This is a genomic window from Neisseria subflava (assembly GCF_024205745.1).
Taxonomy (GTDB): Bacteria; Pseudomonadota; Gammaproteobacteria; order Burkholderiales; family Neisseriaceae; genus Neisseria; species Neisseria flavescens_B.
The window spans coordinates 1,392,152-1,414,089 of record NZ_CP073117.1 but is presented as its reverse complement, the minus strand read 5'-3'; the positions used below and the strand labels follow the sequence as shown (position 1 = coordinate 1,414,089).

Below are 21,938 nucleotides of genomic sequence, written 5' to 3'. Positions count from 1 at the left end.
CAGGCCGTCTGAAAACCTGATTTAATGGTTTTCAGACGGCCTTTTTATATCTATTATCGAAGCATCAAGCCGGATACATAAACGCTTCAATTTCTTCCAAAGAAATATTCGCCGTCGCGCCATGGCGTGAAGCTACCAATGCACCCAACGCACAAGCAAAAGCAATAGCTTCTTGAGGAGGCGCATTGTTCAGCAGTTTGTAGGTCAAGCCGCCAAGAAAGCTGTCGCCCGAGCCGACAGTATCCACCACTTTGACGCGGAAACCGCAATGACGGTATAACTCGCCGTCCTTATACAAAACCGCGCCATGGCTGCCCAAAGTCACGCAAAGAATTTTGACGCCGGTCAGCTCAACGAGGTAGCCGATATTTTGCTCGATACTGTGATAAGGAGAGCCATAAGCCGCAGCCAATTCATACAACTCATCATCATTGAGTTTGACCATATCGGACTGTTTCATGGTCTCCAGCAAGCGGTCAATATCGTAATGGGGCTTGCGCAGATTAACGTCAAAAATTTTGAATTTGGCTTCTTTCAGCAAAACTGCCAAGCTTTTACGCGAAACTTCATCACGGGTTGCCAAGCTGCCAAAAACGAAAGCATCTGATTCTGCCACACGTTTGATTGCCGCATCATCAACCGCAATCCTGTCCCACGCGCAAGGATAGACAATCTCATAAGACGCACTGCCATACTTGTCCAAGTGTACTTTCACCAAGCTGGTCGCACATTCATGGCAAACCTGCAAATAATCAGTATTGACGTTTTTACTTTGAATCTGGCATAGCAATTCTTCACCATCGGCATCATCGCCACGACGGCTGATGATGGCAGTATCGATACCCAAAGACTGCAAACGAACGGTAACATTCAGGGGTGCTCCACCCAATACCTTTCCGTTTGGAAAATCGTCCCACAGCACTTCGCCGAAACTGGTTACTTTCATTCTTGGCCTTCCTTTTTTGAGGTTGATTGGCAGGGTCTGCACACCCGACAGATTTTTTGCAAATCATGTAATTGTAGTAAAATTCCAGTATCGGGGGCAAAAGTATTATGTTTTAAAACATTGGGACTGACAAGCAATTAAGGGGACATCAGACAATAAACTTGATTCATCACAAAATTATATTGTTCCTATTTTTTTCTTTTTCTTTCACATTTATCCCCTCCTATTTCATTAAAACAAAATATTCTGAAATTTAAATACAAAAGGCCGTCTGAAAACTGATTCAATCAATTTTCAGACGGCCTTTATCGAATTATTGCAGTGTTTAGACTACAACTTCTTCTTTTTTCTTCACTTCTTTGGCAATGTTCTCACGACTCAAGCCAAACATCAGCAAGAGCGGGCTGGCAACCAATACGGAAGAGTAAATACCGAATACGATACCGATGGTCAGCGCCATAGAGAAACCGTGCAAGGCTGCACCGCCGAACACAAGCATAGAAACAACCATTGCCTCGGTCGAACCGTGGGTAATGATGGTACGGCTCATGGTTGCAGTAATCGCGTTGTCGATGACTTCCGGCACAGTATGGCCGCGCATATGCGGCTTACGGAAGTTTTCACGAATACGGTCAAATACAACCACAGATTCGTTCACGGAATAACCCAAAACTGCCAAAATACCTGCCAAAACAGTCAGAGAAAATTCCCATTGGAAGAAGGCGAAACAGCCGAGAATAATCACGATATCGTGCATATTCGCAATAATCGCAGATACTGCAAAACGCCACTCAAAACGCATGGACAAGTAAATAATAATACCTGCCACCACGAAGCCCAATGCCATCAAACCATTGGTAACCAATTCTTCACCAACCTGAGGGCCGATAAATTCAACTTGGCGCAAGGTAACGTCAGGATTGTCTTTTTTCAGCAAATCCATCACTTGGTTGGACAGCTGGGCTGACGTTACGCCTTCTTTATTCGGCAGGCGAATCATGATGTGCTTGTTCGTACCCAATGCCTGAACCTGTACATCACCCATTTTCAGCGTATCGAGGCGTTCGCGCGTTTGATTCACATCCACACCCTGCTGATATTGGACTTCCATTACCGTACCGCCGGTAAATTCGACGGAGAAATTCAGGCCTTTGGTTACCAAAAAGAACACGGCGACGATAAACGTAACCAACGAAATAAAGGTCGTCAGTTTGCCGTAGCTCATAAACGGAATATCGCGTTTGATTTTAAAGAGTTCCATGTTTTACTCCTTGCCTTCTGCCATTTCAGCTTTCGGCTTCCATACCGCACCAATGGAAATATTCCGCAATTTGCGACGGCGGCCGTACCACAGGTTGACCAAAGCACGGAACACGACCACAGACGAATACATCGAGGTCAGAATACCGATACAGTGTACAACGGCAAAACCGCGTACAGGACCGGAACCGAATACCAACAAAGCAATACCGGCAATCAGAGAGGTCAAGTTAGAGTCGACAATGGTTGCCCAAGCATGTTGGAAACCCAGATTGATTGCCTGCTGAGGTGGCATACCTCCGCGCAATTCTTCCCGGATACGTTCGTTAATCAATACGTTGGAGTCAATCGCCATACCCAATGTCAATGCCAACGCAGCAATACCCGGCAGGGTCAGCGTTGCCTGCATGGCAGACAAAATACCTACCAAGAACAAAATATTGGTACTCAAAGCGATGGTAGAGAAGAAACCCATCAGACGGTAGTAAACCACCATAAATGCGGCAACGGCGGCAAAGCCCCACAAGGTAGAATTGAAACCTTTTTCAATGTTTTCTTTACCCAAAGACGGGCCGATGGTACGTTCTTCGACAATCTGCATAGGCGCAGCCAGCGAGCCGGCACGCAGCAACAATGAAGTATCGTTGGCTTCGGCAGTTGTCATGCTGCCGGAAATTTCTACACGGCCACCGGTAATGGCGGCGCGGATGACAGGCGCGGTCACGACTTCGGATTTACCTTGATCGATCAACACCATAGCCATACGTTTACCCACATTGGCCGAAGTCAATTCGCCAAAAATGCTGCCACCTGCGCTGTCCAAGCTCAGGCTCACGGCAGGCGCACCCATTTGGTCAAAGCTAGGTTGCGCGTCGTTGATATTGTCGCCGGTCAGTTCAACTTGTTTGTTGACCAAAATAGTTTCCGGATGATCACCACCGCTTGACAGCAACTCATAACCAGTCGGTACATTACCGTTTAAGGCTTCTTGCAGTTTAATCGGATCGTCTTCCACCATGCGCACTTCCAAAGTCGCGGTACGACCGATAATGTCTTTTGCTTTGGCAGTATCTTGTACACCCGGCAGCTGTACAACAATGCGGTCAAGACCGGATTGCTGGATAACCGGTTCTGCCACACCCAATTCGTTCACACGATTGTGTAAAGTGTTGATGTTTTGCTTAACCGCATCAGAGCGTACTTTATTAATCGCCTCTTCAGACAGAGTCAGCACGATATTGTTGCCGTCTGCAACTAAAGTGGCTTCAGGGAACATTTTTTGCAACTGAGGCAAGGCCTTTTGTACATCGGCAGCATCTTGCAGAGGCACGGTCAGACCGTTTTCAGTATGATGCACCGTACCGGTACGGATTTTTTCGCGACGCAATTCGCGACGGATGTCGCCGGCGTAACGTTCAAACGTTTTCTGCATCGCAGCTTTCATGTCCACCTGCATGGTGAAATGCACACCGCCGCGCAAGTCCAGACCCAAGAACATCGGATTGGCTTTAATTTTTGCCATCCACTCAGGACTGTCCGCCAAAAGGTTGAGCGCGGTAATATAACCTTCGCCCAAAGTGTTTTCGATGACATCACGCGCTTTCAATTGCGTTTCAGTATCTTTAAAACGCACTTTCAGCGAATTATCAACAATGAACATACCGTCCGTCTGAATACCTGCGCTTTGCAACGCAGAAGACACTTTAGACTGGGTTTGCTCATTGATAACGATGGCTTGTCGGTTGGTCGATACCTGTACGGCAGGCGTTTCACCGAAAAGGTTGGGCAGCGAATACACAGCCGCAACCACAATCGTGAACGCAATCAGCAGGTATTTCCATAAAGGATAACGGTTCATGGTAAACCTTTGCTTTATTTATAAAGGCAAACAGCCGCACTCGGAAAATGAGGCGGCTTTTCGCAAAAAAACGGATTATTCGGCTTTCGCGGCAATCGCGTTGCGTTCCACTTCCACTTCGATTCTCGCACCTTGGCCGATATCGACAGTGTAGAATTGCTCGCCGACTTTGGTCACGCGGCCTTTGAAACCTGCAGCCAAAACGACTTTATCGCCTACTTTCAAAGCAGCCAGCATAGCTTGGTGTGCTTTGAATTTCTTTTGTTGAGGACGCATAATCAGGAAGTAAAACACCACCATAATCAGCAGTAAAGGGGCAAATTGAGCCACAGCTTGATTCATAATATATCCGTTCTTTTGAGTTTTAAGATAAAGTAAAAAACTGCATACAGTCCAAAACGCAGTTGGTCGGACTGTAAAATTGAGCTATTCTAAAGGCCGTCTGAAAAATTTCCAAGCATTTCCGTATTTATTAACCATATTTAGCAGTCCGTGCGACTCGTTCGATACACACTTCCCATGCTTAAAAAAATCATTTGGCGCGTGCGTACCCTACTGCGTCGATTACTTGGCAAAAATGCCCGCACCGTATGGATTTCCCATCCGATATTTCTGCAGCACCAACCGGGCACCAACCACCCCGACAAGCCAGAACGCATCAGCGCCATTCAAGCCGCCTTAAAAAAGGAAGGCATTTGGCGTCATCTGCAAACCGCTGAAGCACCCGAAATCAAAGATGCGCAACTGGCATTGGTCCACTCACGCAATTATCTGCACGAATTGGAAGCTGCCCAGCCGCTTCCCGGCAAAATCCACCGCATCGATGACGATACGGTCATCTGCCACGACTCCCTCAAAGCCGCCCGTTTTGCGGCCGGAGCCGTTGTCAAGGCAGTCGATATGGTGATGAACAAAAAGGCATGGCATGCTTTTTGCGCCATCCGCCCACCCGGCCACCATGCCCACAGCAACAGCGCCAGCGGATTCTGCCTCGTCAACAACACCGCCGCCGGCGTGATGCACGCCATTGCCCAGTACCGCCTGCAACGCATCGCCGTCATCGATTTCGACGCCCACTTCGGCGACGGTACGGCGGAGATTCTCCAAGACGATCCGCGCGTGATGTTTTTCAACCTGTTTGAAACCGACATCTTCCCCTTCCCGGAGGCGGAACAATACGCCGGCAGCAAAAATATGCTGCATACACCCCTCAAACCGGGCACAGGCAGCCGTATCTTCCGCACGACCATCCGCGAACAATGGCTGCCCAAGCTCACGGCTTTCCGTCCCGAGTTGGTGTTGCTTTCAGCCGGTTTTGACGGGCACAAACAAGACGAAACAGGCCGTCTGAACCTGCATGAAGCTGATTTTGCCTGGCTGACGCACAAAATCGTCCAAGCAACGGCAAGCTGTCAGGGACGTGTCGTTTCCGTACTGGAAGGCGGCTACACCTTGGAATCCCTGTCCAAATCCGCCGCCGCCCACATCCGCGTATTGGCGGGCTTAAGCAAGGCCGACTACGTCATCGCCTACCAAAAGCATCTGAAGCGCGGCAAAAGTAACAATCCTACACCATAACGCATTCAAACTATTGCCCCAGGCCGTCTGAAAACAGATTATCCATTTCAGACGGCCTTTTTTTTCATTTACAAACTTTAATTTGAGCAAAGACAAACCATTTCCATATTGTCAGTAGTAAAATAACAAACATAAAACATATCAATAAAAACATTTCACACGCCACACCGCTTCCCTTTCCCTAATTGACCGTCTTTTTCAGACGGCCTCCACTTAAAAAAAGGAGCGTTACAATGAAAGCAGCACGTTTTTACAACAAAGGCGACATCCGCATCGAAGACATTCCCGAGCCAACCGTAGCTCCGGGTACTGTCGGCATTAATGTTGCGTGGTGCGGTATCTGCGGTACCGACCTGCACGAATTCATGGAAGGCCCGATTTTCATTCCGCCTTGCGGCCATCCACACCCAATCTCCGGCGAGTCAGCCCCCGTAACCATGGGTCACGAGTTCTCCGGCGTAGTTTATGCCGTAGGCGAAGGTGTGGACGACATCAAAGTCGGCCAACACGTTGTCGTTGAACCCTACATCATCCGCGACGACGTACCGACCGGTGAAGGCAGCAACTACCACCTCTCCAAAGACATGAACTTCATCGGCTTGGGCGGCTGCGGTGGCGGCTTGTCTGAAAAAATTGCCGTTAAACGCCGTTGGGTACACCCTATTTCCGACAAAATCCCATTGGACCAAGCTGCTTTGATTGAGCCTCTGTCTGTCGGCCACCATGCTTATGTACGCAGTGGCGCAAAAGAAGGTGATGTTGCATTGGTTGGCGGCGCAGGCCCGATCGGTTTGCTGTTGGCTGCCGTACTGAAAGCCAAAGGCATCAAAGTCATCATCACCGAATTGAGCAAAGCGCGTAAAGACAAAGCACGCGAAGCCGGTGTGGCCGACTACATCCTCGACCCATCCGAAGTCGATGTCGTCGAAGAAGTGAAAAAACTGACCAACGGTGAAGGCGTGGACGTCGCATTCGAATGCACCAGCGTCAACAAAGTGCTGGACACCATGGTTGAAGCCTGCCGTCCGACTGCGAAAGTCGTCATCGTATCCATTTGGAGCCACCCCGCCACCATCAACGTCCACAGCGTTGTGATGAAAGAGCTGGACGTGCGCGGCACCATCGCCTACTGCAACGACCACGCAGAAACCATCAAATTGGTTGAAGAAGGCAAAATCAACCTTGAGCCTTTCATCACCCAACGCATCAAACTGGACGAATTGATTTCCGAAGGCTTCGAGCGCTTGATCCACAACAACGAATCCGCAGTAAAAATCATTGTCAATCCTAATCTTTAATCCTAAGGTTTAAAGAATAAACAGGCCGTCTGAAACTTTTCAGACGGCCTGTTTACTTGATAAATTCCCAAATGGCCCAATCCTCTGCCAACCATTCACTTATCAAGAGCAAAATTCTATGAATCCAAAATACGCCCCACTCTTTCAAACATACACCCTCAATAACGGCGTAACCATCAAAAACCGCCTTGTCGTCGCCCCTATGACCCATTTCGGCTCACAAGCCGACGGTTTAATCAGCGACCAAGAGCGTACCTTCCTCAGCAACCGCGCAGGCGATATGGGCATGTTTATCACTGCCGCCACTTTGGTTCAAAAAGACGGCAAAGCCTTTCACGGCCAACCTGAAGCCACAGGCGAACACTGCCTCGACAGCCTGAAAGAAACCGCACAAATCCTGCAACAGCAAGGCGCAAAAGCGATTTTGCAAATCCATCACGGCGGTTCCAAAGCCATTGATGAACTTTTGGACGGTCTCGACAAAATCAGTGCTTCCGCCAGCGAAGCCGAACACGCACGCGAAGCGACCGCAAAAGAAGTCGAAGCACTCATCGCCTCTTATGCGCAAGCCGCCGATTTGGCGCTTCGTGCCGGTTTTGACGGCGTGGAAATCCACGGTGCCAATACCTATCTGATCCAACAGTTTTACTCTGCCCAAAGCAACTGCCGCAACGACCAATGGGGCGGCAGCTTGGAAAACAGAATGCGCTTCCCGCTGGCCGTTATCGATGCCGTGGTTGCCGTCCGTGAAAAACACCAGCGCGACGACTTCATTATCGGCTACCGCTTCTCCCCTGAAGAGCCGGGCGATGACGGCTTAACCATGACCGAGACCGGCGCACTGATTGACGCATTGGTACAAAAACCGCTGCAATATCTGCACGTTTCCCTGTGGGAATTTGATAAAAAAATCCGTCGTGGCGGCGATACCGCGCAAACCCGTATGCAGTTCATCCACGAACGCATCAACGGCAAACTGCCGCTTATCGGCGTGGGCAACCTGTTTACCGCCGACCAAATTTTGGCCGCCTATGAAACCGGCTGGGCAGAATTTATCGCATTGGGCAAAACCGTGATGATTAATCCGCACATCGCCACGCAAATCCGTGAAGGCCGCGAAGATGAAATCGAAACGCAACTCGATCCGACGCGCGACGACCATTACGGCCTCCCCGACACCTTATGGGGATTTTCCTCCAGCGGTACGCAATCATGGCTGCCGCCGGTAAAAGGCGCGGAATGGAAACCGATAGATATTTAATCATCGATTCATAAACAAAGGCCGTCTGAAACTTTTCAGACGGCCTTTGTTTTGGTGCAAACATTGAATTATCAAGCATTTTTTTGTACAATTCCGCATCTTTCAACCTATTGCAGGGCGTGTTGCACACGCCCTTATTTTAGCCTGTTTTCCAACACCCATATCCTTCAGGCCGTCTGAAAAAGCGGCCTGAAACTTTTTGCAAAGAAAACCATGTCCCAAGAAATCCTCGACCAAGTGCGCCGCCGCCGCACGTTTGCCATCATCTCCCACCCCGACGCGGGTAAAACCACGCTGACCGAAAAACTGCTGCTGTTTTCAGGTGCGATTCAAAGCGCGGGTACGGTAAAAGGCAAGAAAACCGGCAAATTCGCCACCTCCGACTGGATGGAAATCGAGAAGCAGCGCGGCATTTCCGTGGCATCAAGCGTGATGCAGTTCGACTACAAAGACCATACCGTCAACCTCTTGGACACGCCGGGACACCAAGACTTCTCCGAAGATACCTACCGCGTATTGACCGCCGTGGACAGCGCCTTGATGGTCATCGACGCGGCAAAAGGCGTGGAAGCGCAAACCATCAAACTCTTGAACGTCTGCCGCCTGCGCAATACGCCGATTGTCACGTTCATGAACAAATACGACCGCGAAGTGCGCGATTCTCTGGAATTGCTGGACGAAGTGGAAAACATCCTGCAAATCCGCTGCGCGCCCGTAACCTGGCCGATCGGCATGGGCAAAAACTTCAAAGGCGTGTACCACATCCTGAACGACGAAATCTATCTCTTTGAAGCCGGCGGCGAACGCCTGCCGCACGAGTTCGACATCATCAAAGGCATAGACAATCCTGAATTGGAACAACGCTTTCCGTTGGAAATCCAACAGTTGCGCGACGAAATCGAATTGGTGCAGGCTGCTTCCAACGAGTTCAACCTTGACGAATTTCTTGCCGGCGAACTCACGCCCGTGTTCTTCGGTTCGGCGATTAACAACTTCGGTATTCAGGAAATCCTCAATTCATTGATTGAATGGGCGCCTGCGCCGAAACCGCGCGACGCGACCGTACGCATGGTCGAGCCGGACGAGCCGAAATTTTCCGGATTTATCTTCAAAATCCAAGCCAATATGGACCCGAAACACCGCGACCGCATCGCCTTCTTACGCGTCTGCTCCGGTAAATTCGAGCGCGGCATGAAGATGAAACACCTGCGTATTAACCGCGAAATCGCCGCCTCCAGCGTGGTAACCTTCATGTCGCACGACCGTGAGCTGGTGGAAGAAGCCTACGCGGGCGACATCATCGGTATCCCGAACCACGGCAACATCCAAATCGGCGACAGCTTCTCCGAAGGCGAACAACTGGCGTTTACCGGCATCCCCTTCTTCGCACCCGAACTGTTCCGCAGCGTCCGCATCAAAAACCCGCTGAAAATCAAACAACTGCAAAAAGGTTTGCAACAGCTTGGCGAAGAAGGCGCGGTACAGGTCTTCAAACCGATGAGCGGCGCAGATTTGATTTTGGGCGCGGTCGGCGTGTTGCAGTTTGAAGTTGTTACCTCGCGGCTGGCCAACGAATACGGCGTAGAAGCCGTGTTCGACAGCGCATCCATCTGGTCGGCGCGCTGGGTATCGTGCGAAGACAAGAAAAAGCTGGCGGAATTTGAAAAAGCTAACGCAGGCAATCTGGCGATAGACGCAGGCGGCAACCTCGCCTACCTCGCGCCTAACCGCGTCAACCTGAATCTGACACAAGAACGCTGGCCGGACATCGTGTTCCACGAAACACGCGAGCATTCGGTTAAACTGTAAAACACAAAGGCCGTCTGAAACTTTCAGACGGCCTTTTTTCATTCGATATCAACCCAATAAATCCCAAGCAAACTTCCCAATAGTCAGGCACAGCAGCAACATAAATCCGTAACGCAGCAGCTTGGTTCCGCCGCGTATTGCCAAGCGCGCACCAACCACGCCGCCGCATAAATTTGCCACCGCCAACGGTATCGCCCATGCCCACACGACATGGCCTTGCGGGATAAAAAACGCCAGCGCGGCAAGATTGGTAGTCGAATTGATGACCTTTGCCGAGGCGTTCGCCGCTAAAAAATCGTAGCCGTAAAAGCGGACGAACACAAAAGCCAGTAGGCTGCCCGTTCCCGGCCCGAACACGCCGTCGTAAAACCCGATTAACGCGCCGAAAAATAAGCCCCATAAGGTTTCGCGGCGTGTCAGCTTTTCAGTGCGCACTGTCTGCCCCAAGTCTTTTTTCAAAAAAGTGTACAGACACATGGCAATCATGATGACCAGCATCGCCGGTTTCATGTATTGCACGGGGAAATACACCACCGTTTTCGCGCCCAAATATGAAGCGGCAAATGCCAACGCCGCGGCAGGCAGCAGCATTTTCCACGGCACGGGGATTCGGCGCAGATATTGCCCTGTCGCAGTCAAAGTGCCGCAGCAGGAAGCAAATTTATTGACACCCATCACCGAGGCCACAGGCGTAGCGTTTGGCAATAGGTTGAACAATCCGGGAATCTGCAACAGCCCGCCTCCGCCAACGGCCGCATCCATCAGCCCGGCGGCAAAGCCGACCAATACCAGATAATAAAAAAACGAATCTGCAAGCATAATGTCCATCTCTAAAAAGCAAAGCGATTTTGCGCGTGTTTGCCTGTCCTGACAACCTACAAGGCCGTCTGAAAACAAGAAACCTTATTCTGTTTTCAGACGGCCTTTCTTTTTAAATTCAGCCGCTCAAATTACAGCTTGAAAATTTTTCCATTAAAATGCCGCCCCTTATCTTCCCTACACACAACACATTATATGGAACATTCCACCCCGACCAAACGCACCGCCCACGAACGAATGGGCATCTTCGCGCATTTCATTTTTGCCAGCCGCTGGCTGCAACTGCCGATTTATATAGGCTTGATTATCGCCCAAGTCATTTATGCCTGTAAGTTCCTCAAATCCCTGTGGTACTTGATCTCCAACTTCGGCATTATGGATGACAGATCGCCGTGTTGAATCTGATCGACATCGTGATGATTGCCAACCTGTTAACGATGGTCATCGTCGGCGGCTACGAGACCTTCGTTTCCCGCCTCCATGTTGACGAACATCCCAACCAACCCGAATGGCTCAGCCACGTCAATGCTTCGGTTTTGAAGGTCAAACTGTCCATATCATCAGCATCTCTTCCATCTATTTGCTGCAAACCTTCCTCAACGCCGACAATTTATCGGAAAAACAAATCATGTGGCAATGTATTACCCACATCTGCTTCCTGATTTCCGCCCTCGCCATGGCTTTAACAGACAAAATCGTGTACAGCACGACGCATAAAGCGCATTGATAAAAGGCAATCAAAAGGCCGTCTGAAATATTTCAGACGGCCTTTTGTCATTTGGCAATATTTACAGCTTATTGCTTGCGCTTGTCCCACCAGGCAAACAAATTGCCCAAAACCGTTCCCGATACAGAGTGCCAAACGCAGGCAACTGCGGCGGCAACGGCAGACTCAGCATTACCGGGGAAGAATTTAGCACTCAAACCGGTGGCAAGTCCGGCATTTTGTACGCCGACTTCGATGGCAAGGGTGCGTTTTTTAGCAGTGTTCATGCCGGTCAGCGCGCCGCTGTAATAGCCAAGAATATAGCCGCCGATGTTGTGGGCAGCGATGGCGAGTACCATAACGAAGGCGGATTCGGCGAAACGGTGGCCATGAACGGCAGCAACGCCGCCGACAATACAGGCAAACGCGACAACGGCAACGGCGGGCATAATAGCGCGCACGTCTTCAAACCAGTGTTTTTTATGCAGCAAGATATTGGCGGCAGAGCCGATAACGACAGGCAACAGGGTAACGAGCAACATAAACTTGAACATACCCCAGCCGTCCATTTCGACGGTTTGTCCGACCAAATAAGTCATCCACAATGGCGTCATCACAGGCGCGAGGACGGTGGAAACAGTGGTCATACCAACCGAAAAGGCAACATCGCCTTTAGCCAAAAAACTCATAATGTTGGACGAAACACCGCCCGGACAAGTACCGACCAAAACCAAACCCAGCGTCAATCCGGGCGACAGATCGAAGGCTCTGGCAATACCGATGGCAAGCAGCGGCATGATGGTGTATTGGGCGATGGCACCGATGAAAATATCGAGCGGACGTTGCGCCAAAATTTGATAATCTTCTTTGCCCAAAGTCATGCCCATACCGAGCATGATGATGCCGAGTACAACGACTTGCGTATCGCCTTTCACCCACGAAAAAGTGGTAGGCTCGATAAAGGCGATGATGGAGGCAAGGACGATAATCAGGGCGGTGACGCGGGTCATTTGTCGGCTGATAGCGGTCAGAAAGTTCATGTTTTTACTCCTTTGTATGTTTTTATCATGACAATAATTGCCATAATTTAACACATGTTAACTCTTGTGTGCAATTACAGTAGCGTAACAGGAAACCTACCATCCAATAATGTTTAAAAACAAACCGCACCGATTCCACCCAATATCAACACAAAGGCCGTCTGAAACTTTTCAGACGGCCTTATCCTATCCGTTAATCATCGATTTATTCGATATTTTGAACCTGTTCGCGCATTTGTTCGATTAAGACTTTCAGTTCAACAGAAGCTTGCGTACATTCGGCGGCGATGGCTTTGCTACCCAAGGTATTGGCTTCACGATTCAACTCTTGCATTAAGAAGTCCAAACGTTTACCTGCGCTGCCCTTGCCTTCGGTAACAATGCGGCGCACTTCGGCGATATGGGTACGCAAACGGCTGAATTCTTCATCCACATCGGATTTTTGAATAAACAAAGCAAATTCTTGTTGTAAGCGGTCGTTGTCGATGTTGCCGACGGCTTCTGCCAAACGGGCTTTGACTTTATCCATATGCGCCTGCAAAAGGCTTGGGAACAATTCGTTCAAAGCATCCACAATCTCTTCCATGCCGTCCAGACGTTGCAGCAAATGTTCACCCAGTTTTTTGCCCTCGCGTTTGCGGGCGGCTGTAAACTCTTTCAACGCGCCGGTCAATAAATCTTTAACACCTTTCGCCAAAGCCTCGGAGTCTTCACTCTGGCCTGCCAAAACACCGGGAAAACGCAAAACATCGGCCACGCTCAGCTTGCCGAAATTGTGTTCCTTGCGCCATTCTTTGTTTAAATGCGCCAGCTGTGCGACCAAATCCTGATTGACTTCCAAAGTCTGTCCGCCCGAAGCCGCATCTTGTAGCTGGACGCGGCATTCCAGTTTACCGCGTGCCACAGCCGCGGCAATCTGTTCGCGCAATGCACCTTCCAAATAACGCAACTCTTCCGGCATACGGAATTGGACATCCAAATAACGATGGTTGACCGCGCGGATTTCCAAATTAATCCGCTTGCCGCCGCATTCGCCTGCGGCATTGGCAAAGCCGGTCATGCTGTGGATTTGAATAGTTCGTCTTGTAGCCATGGTTTTACTCCGTTTCCAAATACGAGTGAAAGTATGGACACTATAACACACCCGACCGACGATTTTCAGACGGCCTTTGGTGCCAAATTCCTCTATAATTCAAGGCAACCTGTTTTTTATTCTCCCCAAAGGACCATCATGAGCGACTACACCCGTACCGGCCGCGCCGCCGACAGCCTGCGCAACATTAAAATCACCCCCAATTTCCTGCCACATGCCGATGGTTCCTGCCTTATCGAGTGCGGCAACACCAAAGTGATTTGCACTGCCTCCATCGACGAAAACGTTCCCCCTTTTCTGCGCGGTAAAGAACAAGGCTGGGTAACGGCTGAATACGGCATGTTGCCGGCGTCCACTGCCTCCCGTATGCGCCGTGAAGCTGCCGCGGGCAAACAATCCGGCCGCACACAAGAAATCCAACGCCTAATCGGCCGCTCGCTGCGCGCTGTCGTCGATATGGAAAAACTCGGCGAACGCCAAATCCTGATTGACTGCGACGTCATCCAAGCCGACGGCGGCACGCGTACCGCTTCCATTACCGGTGCCTACGTTGCCCTGCAAATCGCCGTAGACAAACTCCTTTCAGACGGCCTTATCAGCGAAAACCCCATCCGTGAAGCCGTTGCCGCCGTTTCTGCAGGCGTGGTGAGCGGTGTACCGCTTTTGGACTTGGACTACCCCGAAGATTCAGGCTGCGACAGCGACGTTAACATCATCATGACCGCATCCGGCAAAATCATCGAAATCCAAGGCACGGCCGAAGGCGCACCGTTCAGCATCGAAGAATTGGGCAAGCTGATTGCCCTCGCGCACAAAGGCATTGCCGAATTGGTTCAACACCAGCAGGCCGCCCTTTTGTCCCGATAAGCAGCAAGGCCGTCTGAAAGATTTCAGGCGGCCTTTTTTAACCCCGTCCATTTATGCGCATTTACTCAAAAAAGCGCGTTCTATCCTTGAATTCCATGTAAAAAATAGTAATAATAACCCTTTTTCCAGCAAACCAAGCTGCCCGACAACCCCCCACAAGAAAGCACGAAACATGGCGTTAATCGTACATAAATACGGCGGCACATCAGTAGGCTCGCCCGAACGCATCAAAAACGTAGCCAAACGTGTCGCCAAAGCCCGCGCCGAAGGACACGACATCGTAGTCGTCGTATCTGCCATGAGCGGCGAAACCAACCGACTGGTCGCCCTGGCGCACGAAATGCAAGAACATCCCGATCCGCGCGAGCTGGACGTCGTCCTTGCCACCGGCGAACAAGTGACCATCGGCCTGCTGGCCATGGCGCTGAAAGACATCGGCGTTGACGCCAAAAGCTACACCGGCTGGCAAGTCGCCCTCCAAACCGACACTTCCCACACCAAAGCCCGCATCGAAAACATCGACGACGAAAGAATGCGTGCCGATTTGGCCGCCGGTAAAGTCGTTATCGTAGCCGGTTTCCAAGGCATCAGCAGCGAAGGCAATATCTCAACCCTCGGCCGTGGCGGTTCGGATACCTCTGCCGTTGCCATCGCCGCAGCCCTCAAAGCCGACGAATGCCAAATTTACACCGACGTGGACGGCGTTTACACCACCGACCCGCGCGTCGTACCCGAAGCACGCCGCATGGACACGATCACATTCGAAGAAATGATCGAATTGGCCAGCCTCGGCTCAAAAGTTTTACAAATCCGCTCCGTAGAATTCGCCGGAAAATACAAAGTGCGCCTGCGCGTACTCAGCAGCCTGCAAGATGGCGGCAACGGCACCCTGATTACCTTTGAAGAGGACGACAACATGGAAAGAGCAGCCGTAACCGGTATCGCATTCGACAAAAACCAAGCACGCATCAACGTACGCGGCGTACCTGATAAACCCGGCGTTGCCTACCAAATCCTCGGCGCAGTGGCCGATGCCAATATCGAAGTCGACATGATCATCCAAAATGTCGGCAGCGAAGGCACAACCGACTTCTCCTTCACCGTTCCGCGCGGCGACTACAAACAAACCATCGAACTGCTGCAACAACGCCAAGACAGCATCGGCGCCGCCTACATCGACGGCGACGACACCGTATGCAAAGTCTCCGCAGTCGGCTTGGGCATGCGTTCACACGTCGGCGTAGCCGCCAAAATCTTCCGCACCCTCGCAGAAGAAGGCATCAACATCCAAATGATTTCAACTTCCGAAATCAAAGTATCCGTCCTGATTGACGAAAAATACATGGAACTGGCTACCCGCGTTCTGCATAAAGCATTTGACTTGGGCAACTGATTCCAGCCAGTCGAAAAGGCCGTCTGAAACTTTATTGTTTTAGACGGCCTTTTTATTTCCATCATATCAATCAATAATTCTATGATGCGCAATACATCCACTTCTGCTCAAAACAGTATATCCACCCCACCTTGCCGTTTAATTCCAAAAACATACCACTTAACCTAATTTGAGAAAAATAAACAAATTTGTAATAAAATAGAACAAAAGTACAAATAATTATCTACGCTCATCAATAAAAACAAATTTTCCCCAATTTTCCCCTAACTTAAGAAGGAATCCTAATATGAACGTATTAAACAAATTCGGTATGCTGATCTTGACCGCTTCCCTACTGGCAGCTTGCGGAGACTCCGGCAATAAAGGCAGCAGCGACAAACCGGCAGAACAAGTTGCCCAAAGCGAATCTAGCCCGGCCAACAAATACGAAAAAGCCCTGAGCGAATTCCCGGAAGCAGATCCTAAACTGGCCGAACCTATCGTCATTTCCGATAAAAAATCCCCAGACGGTCTTGCCGAATTGCAAAAATTCATTCACTTCACCACTGGTGAAGAAGCTCAAAAAATTACTCAGCTAGGCCTAGAATTGCAAAACTTGGCTAACCAAAATAAAGAAAAAGAAGCTTTGGAGCAGATGAACAAACTGACTGCCGCACTGGAACAATTCCATCAGAGCGCAGCTGCCCTCGACATCAAAGATCCTGAAATCAAAGCAGTTCTGGATCGTGCATTACAAGTCAGCAGTGCTGCCAACAACATGATGATTTATGCAGGCAAACATGCTTCTGAGCTGACTATCGACGGCAAAGATAAAGATTCGCTCAAATTTGCCAAAGATTTCCAGGAAAAATCTCAAAAATTGCAAGAAACCCTGCGTGCAGCCAATCAAGAAATACAAAAAGCAGCCGAAGCTTTAGGCAAAAAATACTCCCAATAAGCCTATCGTTTCCAATAAATAGTGGGTGGTATCGACAACATCGATATCACCTTTCCAAACCATAAGTCAGGTTGAATACAATGAACAATCTTAATCCTTCACTCCCCTGCCCACACTGCCATGCCCCGATCCAAGGCGGATTGGTTAAAGGATTGGCTGCAGTTAAAGAATGCCCTTCCTGCCATAAAAAAGTCAAATTCAAAAAACCGCCTGTTGGCGAATATTTTAAAGCTTTACTAAAGCCTTTCGCTATTTTTGTAGTAGTCGTCTGCATCGTAGCGGCAATACTGATCAGCCTGTTTGGTACATTTCCCCCATATATCAGTACGGCATTAGTTATAGGCTTTCTCGTCTACTACATTATCCCGATTCAAAACAAACTTTCATCTTTTGAAAAAGACGAATAAACATATACATTGCCCATCCAACCCATTTTCCCGGATGGGCAATACCTTAATACAGCCCAATAAAAAATAATGAAACCGTCCCCATTCTCTTGTCCGCATTGCTCCAATCCGATTCGAGGTAATGCATTCAAAGGATTGAAGAGCATTAAAGAATGTCCGACCTGCCACAAAAAAGTCCGCTATAAGCAACCGACTGCAAAAGAAATCCGCCAGGCGACATGGAAAAAGAGCGTTATTTTCATCGCCCTGCTGACCTTATACCTTGCCTTTCTGATTGCACTATTTCGCGCAGATATTCCTTTTACGTATCTCATCCTTCCTATCATGATCTATTTGGTTGCAGTCTTCCAGCCTGCCATTATCAAGCTTTCTTCATTTGAGAAAGACGAATAGCCTGCTTTCAGACGGCTATCGCCTTCAATAACAAGGTTTGGCCGATGCCGATTTCAATCCTTATCCCCGATATCCCTCCAAGGCTTTTATTACATGAAACGTCCAGTCCCTGTTACCATCACCGCAGTTCTCTATTTCATCCTAACTGCCCTTACTTGCTTTACTACTGTTGCTCTTGCGATTTATTCGGGCGATTTACTGATAGAGGTTGCAGCTTTAGCATTCCCTTTCCTGCCTTGGTGGCTGTCTATGCCCCTATACTTCATCCTCCTTTCCTTGCCGGTATTTATTGCCGTTGGTCTGCTTTCAGGCAACCGTACTGCCCGTTGGCTGGCTGTTGTGCTAGCGGCCGCTTCGCTGATCATGGTGTATAGCGATATGGCGAGCTATAGCTTTCAACAAATCATTATTCAATCCATTCTCCACCCTGTTTTGCTGCTCCTCATCTTCAATCCGGTATCCAACCGCTATTTCGCCAACTCGGCCTCAAAAACCGAATCCTGAACCATCGGATTTTGACTTCAAAAAGACTTAAGGCCGTCTGAAACCCTTGCTCTTACGCAAATCTTTTTCAGACGGCCTAAAATAGAATGGTCTTTTCAGACTGTCTTTTCCTAAGGCAGCCCTTCATACAAGCAGTAATGCGTTTCCCTTAACAGCTTTAAATACCAAACTGTAAGCAAACAAACCCATGAAATCTGTTTTTCCTATTTTCTTTATCCTGCTCAACTTATTCTTTATCCTCTATTTGCCACGCAAGCTGTCCATATGGGCCCGGTTGGCGCTTTACCTGTCTATCGGTGGGCTGATTTATTTATGGATGTCCAACAAACCTGCCCTAGCCTCCCTATTTACACACACCCTGTCATTACAGCCATTCGACGTATTTCATGAGGCAATCGGGTTTTCATTATTGGTTACAGTCTTCCTCAATCTGTTTGACTTGCTTGCCGTACCTTCGATTGCCCGTTTCCCCAACTTAATCCTCAAAAATCCCCAACACCACCATCAGTCTGTTCAATGGTATCTTGCCAATACCTCCCTTTTTGAACGCTTTTTCCACTATTTCTACTCTTTCTGCTGTTGCCTCATATTTTATGGCATATGGCGCGAAGCCTTCCGATAATCAATCTAAAAAATAAAGGGACATCATCAAAATGTCCCTTTGTTTATATTCAGACGGCCTTGAATATCTTCAACCCTCAATCCTTCCCTTCTCTCGAAAAATGCTCAATCTCAAATCCGCTCTGACGATAAGCTCGAAAACGGTCTCGGGCTTCGGCCAAATCTTCCAAGCTGTTGCCCACAATTTCAAGAATACGGTTTGGAATGGCCGGGGCTTGGCTCCAAAAATCGGCAGACAGGTTTAAAACCGTGCAATCCTGCGGAATATTCGGTAATGCATTTCCAAACGCAAGCAATACCGGCGTTTCAGACGGCATGGGGTCGGTAGGCAGCCAGACTTCATGCGGAATAAAGCTTTCGGGAATCTGCTGCCACAAATCAACGTCTAGTTGCTGTACTGCCGCAGCAGAATCAGACCACACCAAAATCTGCCCGCCATCGCGTATGACGCGCGCAATCAGGCGGCAGGCAAAGGCGGCCGGCTGGGCGACGTGTGTATAAAAAGTGGCTTTAGGCATGGCGTATTCTTTCGTTTGAGCAATGGATTTGCCGTTTTCAGACGGCCTTTTTGGTTTTCAACAATCTCAAGGCATTGCCCAACACCAGCAGCGAGCTGAAACTCATGCCGAGCGCGGCGATCCACGGGGTAACGTAACCAAACACGGCCATCGGAACGGCAACCAGATTGTATGCGCTCGCCCAAGTCAGGTTTTGGCAGATGATTTGATGAGTGCGGCGTGCCTGTTCCATCATCACGGGCAAAACGTTCAAATCATCATTGAGCAAAACCACATCCGCACCGTCTCGTGCCACATCGGCACTCGTAGCCACGGCAGCCGATACGTCGGCTTGGGCAAGGACGGGAGCATCGTTGATACCGTCGCCGATCATCATGACTTTACGCCCTTGTTTTTGCAAATTTTCTACATAAGCCAGCTTGTCTTCAGGCGTGGCTTCGGCACGATAGGCATCCAAACCCAGTTCTTGCGCGACTTGGGCTACGGCAGCCTGACGGTCGCCGCTTAAAAGGTGCAGACGGATGCCGTGCTGTTTCAGGTTTTGCAACATTTCAGCGGCGCTGTCTTTGATTTGGTCTTCCAATAAAAAGGCCATCTGAAAACCGCTTTGATTGCCCAAGAAAATAATGCCGCCTGTGTGGTCGATATGGGCAAAGGCTTCGGGCAGATTACCGGCGATTTCCGAAACAAACGCCGCTTTGCCCAAAGCCCAAACTTGGGTTTCGCCATCAAATTCGATTTGCGCACTGACGCCGTGTCCGATACGGTTGACCCGTTGCTGCACTTTCACATCAAGCGCGGATACAGGGCCGTCTGAAAGCGTATGGTTCAAAATGGCACGGGCGATGGGGTGTTCGGATTGCTGTTCTAATGCTTGGGCGATAGCAAGGGCTTGGGCTTCGTTCAGACGGCCTGCGTGCAACATACGGCTGACGGAAAGCTGCCCTTTGGTCAGCGTACCGGTTTTATCGAACACGACATCGTCAATTTGGGCAAGCGTTTCCAGGCTTTGTTTGCCGCTGATAAGAATACCGTCTTTGGCAAGTGCGCCAGTCGAAGCGGCCAGTGCGGTCGGAGTAGCGAGCGACAAGGCGCATGGGCAGGTAATGACCAGCAGGGCAACGGTAATCCACAAGGCGGTGTGCGCATCAGCATACCAAGCCCAACCGATAAAAACAGGAATCGCAAGCAAGAGTTCGCCAAACACGAAACTGGACGCGTATTTTTCGGCCAACTCGGCGGCACGCGGTTTTTGCGCCAGCGCGCGGTCGAGCAGTTTGACGATATGGGACAGGCGCGTGTTGCCGCCGGTATGGTCGGTGCGAATGATTAAAGGACTGCTGGTGTTGAGCGTGCCGGCGGTTACTTTTTCAGACGGCCTTTTCACAATGGGCAGGCTTTCGCCGGTCAACATGGCTTCATTAACTTCGCTCTCGCCGGATAAAACCGTACCATCCACCGGAATGACTTCGCCGGGTTTCACAACAATCGTATCGCCGATATTGAGGCGGACGACTGCGGCTTCCTCGATGGCTTCGCTTTCAGGATAAGACGGCAAACGGTGGCAAAATGCCGGAACCAATTTAACCAACCGCTCCGCCGCATCGCCTGCTTTGCGTCGGGCAATCTGTTCCATAAAACGCCCGCCCAACAGGAAAAACAGCAGCATGGCGATGGATTCAAAATACATGCCCTGCCCTGCGTTGGTAGCCAAGCTGTAAATACCGGCGATAAAAGTCATCACAATGGCAATGGCAATCGGCGTATCCATGCCGACACGGCGGTTTTTCCAGTCGCGCCATGCGCCGCGGTAAAACGGCAACGCACTGTAAAACACAACGGGCAGCACCATCAAAAAGCCGCCCCAATGCAGGATTTCTAAATAAAGCGGCTCGATGTCACCGCCGTAAAAATAAGTCGGCAGGGCAAACATCATCGTCTGCATCATACCCAGACCGGCCACGGCCAATCTGACGATAAACTGTTTGCGTTCCTTCTGCGCCTGCGCTTCGATTTTTTGCGCATCATAAGGCGCGGCGGTATAACCGGTTTGGCGGATTTTAAGCAGAATGTCCGACAATTCGATGTGGGCACTGTCCCACACCACGCGGCAACGGTGGGTGCTGTAATTCAAATCCACGCGCACCACGCCCTTCATGCGCAACAACTGCTGCTCAATCAGCCACACACACGCGGCGCAGGTAATGCCGCCCAGCATCAACACCGCCTCGCGCTCATCCCCTGCACCAACCTCAACAAAATCAGCCTGCACTTCGGGCAAGTCATATAGTTTTAATTGCGACAACACTTCCGGTGGCGGCAATTCGGATTTTTCCGCGTCTGCAGTACGCTGTTTGTAATAATTGCCCAAACCTGCATCAATAATACTCTGCGCCACCGCTTGGCAGCCGGCGCAGCAGGTTTCGTGTTCTTCGTCTTCAAAACGAACCGTCAGATGCAGATGCTCCGGGACTTCAAGTCCGCAATGGAAGCAGTTTTTTTGGGGATGTGTGGAAGATGTCATAATGTGTTCGATTTATTTTTCAGACGGCCTGAAACAATCATCTCAGGGTGTTACATTTTAGCAAAAAGCGTTTTTCCGCCTCATTTCATTTACTTTTGAATTAATA

General features: G+C 49.8%; 22 protein-coding genes and 1 pseudogene. 14 read left to right on the top strand and 9 right to left on the bottom strand.

Annotation, left to right across the window (positions count from 1 at the left end; translation table 11 throughout):
• Positions 1–64: 64 nt before the first annotated feature.
• The 4 genes from KCG55_RS06795 to yajC all read right to left on the bottom strand — a co-directional run bounded on the left by KCG55_RS06795 (position 65) and on the right by yajC (position 4,406).
• On the bottom strand, positions 65–946 hold the full coding sequence (locus KCG55_RS06795) for a carbohydrate kinase family protein (RefSeq protein WP_254322492.1): 882 nt from the start codon (positions 944–946) through the stop codon (positions 65–67).
• Positions 947–1,271: 325 nt separating this feature from the next.
• The gene (secF, locus tag KCG55_RS06790) at positions 1,272–2,207 is read right to left on the bottom strand and encodes a protein translocase subunit SecF (RefSeq protein WP_254322491.1); all 936 of its coding nucleotides are present in this window, start codon (positions 2,205–2,207) and stop codon (positions 1,272–1,274) included.
• 3 nt (positions 2,208–2,210) lie between these two features.
• Positions 2,211–4,064, bottom strand: coding sequence for a protein translocase subunit SecD (gene secD, locus KCG55_RS06785; protein WP_254322489.1), 1,854 nt, complete (start codon positions 4,062–4,064; stop codon positions 2,211–2,213).
• 75 nt (positions 4,065–4,139) lie between these two features.
• Positions 4,140–4,406, bottom strand: coding sequence for a preprotein translocase subunit YajC (gene yajC / locus KCG55_RS06780; RefSeq protein ID WP_003678762.1), 267 nt, complete (start codon positions 4,404–4,406; stop codon positions 4,140–4,142).
• Positions 4,407–4,583: 177 nt separating this feature from the next.
• On the opposite strand from yajC, the gene KCG55_RS06775 reads away from it, so the two are divergent.
• From KCG55_RS06775 to KCG55_RS06760, 4 genes are all read left to right on the top strand, one after another.
• Positions 4,584–5,642: a histone deacetylase family protein gene (locus KCG55_RS06775; protein ID WP_254322488.1), complete on the top strand. Its 1,059-nt coding sequence runs from the start codon at positions 4,584–4,586 to the stop codon at positions 5,640–5,642.
• 233 nt (positions 5,643–5,875) lie between these two features.
• Positions 5,876–6,940, top strand: a complete 1,065-nt coding sequence (locus tag KCG55_RS06770; protein WP_003745670.1) for a 2,3-butanediol dehydrogenase — start codon at positions 5,876–5,878, stop codon at positions 6,938–6,940.
• Positions 6,941–7,058: 118 nt separating this feature from the next.
• On the top strand, positions 7,059–8,201 hold the full coding sequence (locus KCG55_RS06765; RefSeq protein WP_254322487.1) for an NADH-dependent flavin oxidoreductase: 1,143 nt from the start codon (positions 7,059–7,061) through the stop codon (positions 8,199–8,201).
• Between the two features lie 213 nt (positions 8,202–8,414).
• Positions 8,415–10,010, top strand: a complete 1,596-nt coding sequence (locus KCG55_RS06760; protein WP_070588308.1) for a peptide chain release factor 3 — start codon at positions 8,415–8,417, stop codon at positions 10,008–10,010.
• A gap of 48 nt (positions 10,011–10,058) precedes the next feature.
• On the opposite strand, the gene KCG55_RS06755 is transcribed toward KCG55_RS06760, so the two are convergent.
• A complete protein-coding gene (locus tag KCG55_RS06755) occupies positions 10,059–10,829 on the bottom strand; it encodes a sulfite exporter TauE/SafE family protein (RefSeq protein WP_254322485.1) in 771 nt (256 codons plus the stop codon).
• 195 nt (positions 10,830–11,024) lie between these two features.
• On the opposite strand from KCG55_RS06755, the gene KCG55_RS06750 reads away from it, so the two are divergent.
• From KCG55_RS06750 to KCG55_RS06740, 3 genes and pseudogenes are all read left to right on the top strand, one after another.
• Positions 11,025–11,228 carry a YqhA family protein gene (locus KCG55_RS06750; RefSeq protein ID WP_254322483.1) on the top strand — a complete coding sequence of 68 codons (204 nt, stop codon included), beginning with the start codon at positions 11,025–11,027 and terminating at the stop codon, positions 11,226–11,228.
• A 17-nt stretch (positions 11,229–11,245) separates the two neighbouring features.
• Positions 11,246–11,323: pseudogene (locus tag KCG55_RS06745) on the top strand (YqhA family protein); the annotation flags it as partial.
• A 14-nt stretch (positions 11,324–11,337) separates the two neighbouring features.
• The gene (locus KCG55_RS06740; RefSeq protein ID WP_254323666.1) at positions 11,338–11,556 is read left to right on the top strand and encodes a hypothetical protein; all 219 of its coding nucleotides are present in this window, start codon (positions 11,338–11,340) and stop codon (positions 11,554–11,556) included.
• Positions 11,557–11,624: 68 nt separating this feature from the next.
• On the opposite strand, the gene KCG55_RS06735 is transcribed toward KCG55_RS06740, so the two are convergent.
• On the bottom strand, positions 11,625–12,575 hold the full coding sequence (locus KCG55_RS06735) for a bile acid:sodium symporter family protein (RefSeq protein ID WP_254322481.1): 951 nt from the start codon (positions 12,573–12,575) through the stop codon (positions 11,625–11,627).
• Between the two features lie 205 nt (positions 12,576–12,780).
• Positions 12,781–13,668 carry a YicC/YloC family endoribonuclease gene (locus KCG55_RS06730; protein WP_283255519.1) on the bottom strand — a complete coding sequence of 296 codons (888 nt, stop codon included), beginning with the start codon at positions 13,666–13,668 and terminating at the stop codon, positions 12,781–12,783.
• Between the two features lie 138 nt (positions 13,669–13,806).
• On the opposite strand from KCG55_RS06730, the gene rph reads away from it, so the two are divergent.
• From rph to KCG55_RS06695, 7 genes are all read left to right on the top strand, one after another.
• A complete protein-coding gene (gene rph, locus KCG55_RS06725; protein WP_254322479.1) occupies positions 13,807–14,535 on the top strand; it encodes a ribonuclease PH in 729 nt (242 codons plus the stop codon).
• Between the two features lie 172 nt (positions 14,536–14,707).
• The gene (locus KCG55_RS06720) at positions 14,708–15,928 is read left to right on the top strand and encodes an aspartate kinase (RefSeq protein WP_004519299.1); all 1,221 of its coding nucleotides are present in this window, start codon (positions 14,708–14,710) and stop codon (positions 15,926–15,928) included.
• A gap of 286 nt (positions 15,929–16,214) precedes the next feature.
• Entirely contained in the window at positions 16,215–16,865 is a 651-nt protein-coding gene (locus tag KCG55_RS06715; RefSeq protein WP_254322478.1) for a hypothetical protein, read from the top strand.
• Positions 16,866–16,945: 80 nt separating this feature from the next.
• Positions 16,946–17,272, top strand: a complete 327-nt coding sequence (locus KCG55_RS06710; protein ID WP_223168895.1) for a purine permease — start codon at positions 16,946–16,948, stop codon at positions 17,270–17,272.
• A 69-nt stretch (positions 17,273–17,341) separates the two neighbouring features.
• Positions 17,342–17,665, top strand: a complete 324-nt coding sequence (locus tag KCG55_RS06705) for a dimethyl sulfoxide reductase (protein ID WP_254322476.1) — start codon at positions 17,342–17,344, stop codon at positions 17,663–17,665.
• A gap of 93 nt (positions 17,666–17,758) precedes the next feature.
• Positions 17,759–18,169 carry a hypothetical protein gene (locus KCG55_RS06700; protein WP_254322475.1) on the top strand — a complete coding sequence of 137 codons (411 nt, stop codon included), beginning with the start codon at positions 17,759–17,761 and terminating at the stop codon, positions 18,167–18,169.
• 187 nt (positions 18,170–18,356) lie between these two features.
• Entirely contained in the window at positions 18,357–18,791 is a 435-nt protein-coding gene (locus KCG55_RS06695; RefSeq protein WP_254322473.1) for a hypothetical protein, read from the top strand.
• A 76-nt stretch (positions 18,792–18,867) separates the two neighbouring features.
• Here KCG55_RS06695 and KCG55_RS06690 read toward each other — a convergent pair whose 3' ends face one another.
• On the bottom strand, positions 18,868–19,308 hold the full coding sequence (locus KCG55_RS06690; protein WP_254322471.1) for a DNA polymerase III subunit chi: 441 nt from the start codon (positions 19,306–19,308) through the stop codon (positions 18,868–18,870).
• A gap of 37 nt (positions 19,309–19,345) precedes the next feature.
• On the bottom strand, positions 19,346–21,832 hold the full coding sequence (locus KCG55_RS06685) for a heavy metal translocating P-type ATPase (protein ID WP_254322469.1): 2,487 nt from the start codon (positions 21,830–21,832) through the stop codon (positions 19,346–19,348).
• Positions 21,833–21,938: the final 106 nt, after the last annotated feature.

Coding starts and splice junctions, on each gene's coding strand:
- secF (WP_254322491.1), bottom strand. CDS start 2,207: ATGGAACTCTTTAAAATCAAACGCGATATTCCGTTTATGAGCTACGGC.
- KCG55_RS06735 (WP_254322481.1), bottom strand. CDS start 12,575: ATGAACTTTCTGACCGCTATCAGCCGACAAATGACCCGCGTCACCGCC.
- KCG55_RS06700 (WP_254322475.1), top strand. CDS start 17,759: ATGAAACGTCCAGTCCCTGTTACCATCACCGCAGTTCTCTATTTCATC.
- KCG55_RS06750 (WP_254322483.1), top strand. CDS start 11,025: ATGGAACATTCCACCCCGACCAAACGCACCGCCCACGAACGAATGGGC.
- yajC (WP_003678762.1), bottom strand. CDS start 4,406: ATGAATCAAGCTGTGGCTCAATTTGCCCCTTTACTGCTGATTATGGTG.
- KCG55_RS06765 (WP_254322487.1), top strand. CDS start 7,059: ATGAATCCAAAATACGCCCCACTCTTTCAAACATACACCCTCAATAAC.
- KCG55_RS06760 (WP_070588308.1), top strand. CDS start 8,415: ATGTCCCAAGAAATCCTCGACCAAGTGCGCCGCCGCCGCACGTTTGCC.
- KCG55_RS06720 (WP_004519299.1), top strand. CDS start 14,708: ATGGCGTTAATCGTACATAAATACGGCGGCACATCAGTAGGCTCGCCC.
- KCG55_RS06740 (WP_254323666.1), top strand. CDS start 11,338: ATGGCTCAGCCACGTCAATGCTTCGGTTTTGAAGGTCAAACTGTCCAT.
- KCG55_RS06685 (WP_254322469.1), bottom strand. CDS start 21,832: ATGACATCTTCCACACATCCCCAAAAAAACTGCTTCCATTGCGGACTT.
- KCG55_RS06775 (WP_254322488.1), top strand. CDS start 4,584: ATGCTTAAAAAAATCATTTGGCGCGTGCGTACCCTACTGCGTCGATTA.
- rph (WP_254322479.1), top strand. CDS start 13,807: ATGAGCGACTACACCCGTACCGGCCGCGCCGCCGACAGCCTGCGCAAC.
- KCG55_RS06730 (WP_283255519.1), bottom strand. CDS start 13,668: ATGGCTACAAGACGAACTATTCAAATCCACAGCATGACCGGCTTTGCC.
- KCG55_RS06755 (WP_254322485.1), bottom strand. CDS start 10,829: ATGCTTGCAGATTCGTTTTTTTATTATCTGGTATTGGTCGGCTTTGCC.
- KCG55_RS06695 (WP_254322473.1), top strand. CDS start 18,357: ATGAAATCTGTTTTTCCTATTTTCTTTATCCTGCTCAACTTATTCTTT.
- KCG55_RS06795 (WP_254322492.1), bottom strand. CDS start 946: ATGAAAGTAACCAGTTTCGGCGAAGTGCTGTGGGACGATTTTCCAAAC.
- KCG55_RS06710 (WP_223168895.1), top strand. CDS start 16,946: ATGAACAATCTTAATCCTTCACTCCCCTGCCCACACTGCCATGCCCCG.
- KCG55_RS06690 (WP_254322471.1), bottom strand. CDS start 19,308: ATGCCTAAAGCCACTTTTTATACACACGTCGCCCAGCCGGCCGCCTTT.
- KCG55_RS06770 (WP_003745670.1), top strand. CDS start 5,876: ATGAAAGCAGCACGTTTTTACAACAAAGGCGACATCCGCATCGAAGAC.
- secD (WP_254322489.1), bottom strand. CDS start 4,064: ATGAACCGTTATCCTTTATGGAAATACCTGCTGATTGCGTTCACGATT.
- KCG55_RS06715 (WP_254322478.1), top strand. CDS start 16,215: ATGAACGTATTAAACAAATTCGGTATGCTGATCTTGACCGCTTCCCTA.
- KCG55_RS06705 (WP_254322476.1), top strand. CDS start 17,342: ATGAAACCGTCCCCATTCTCTTGTCCGCATTGCTCCAATCCGATTCGA.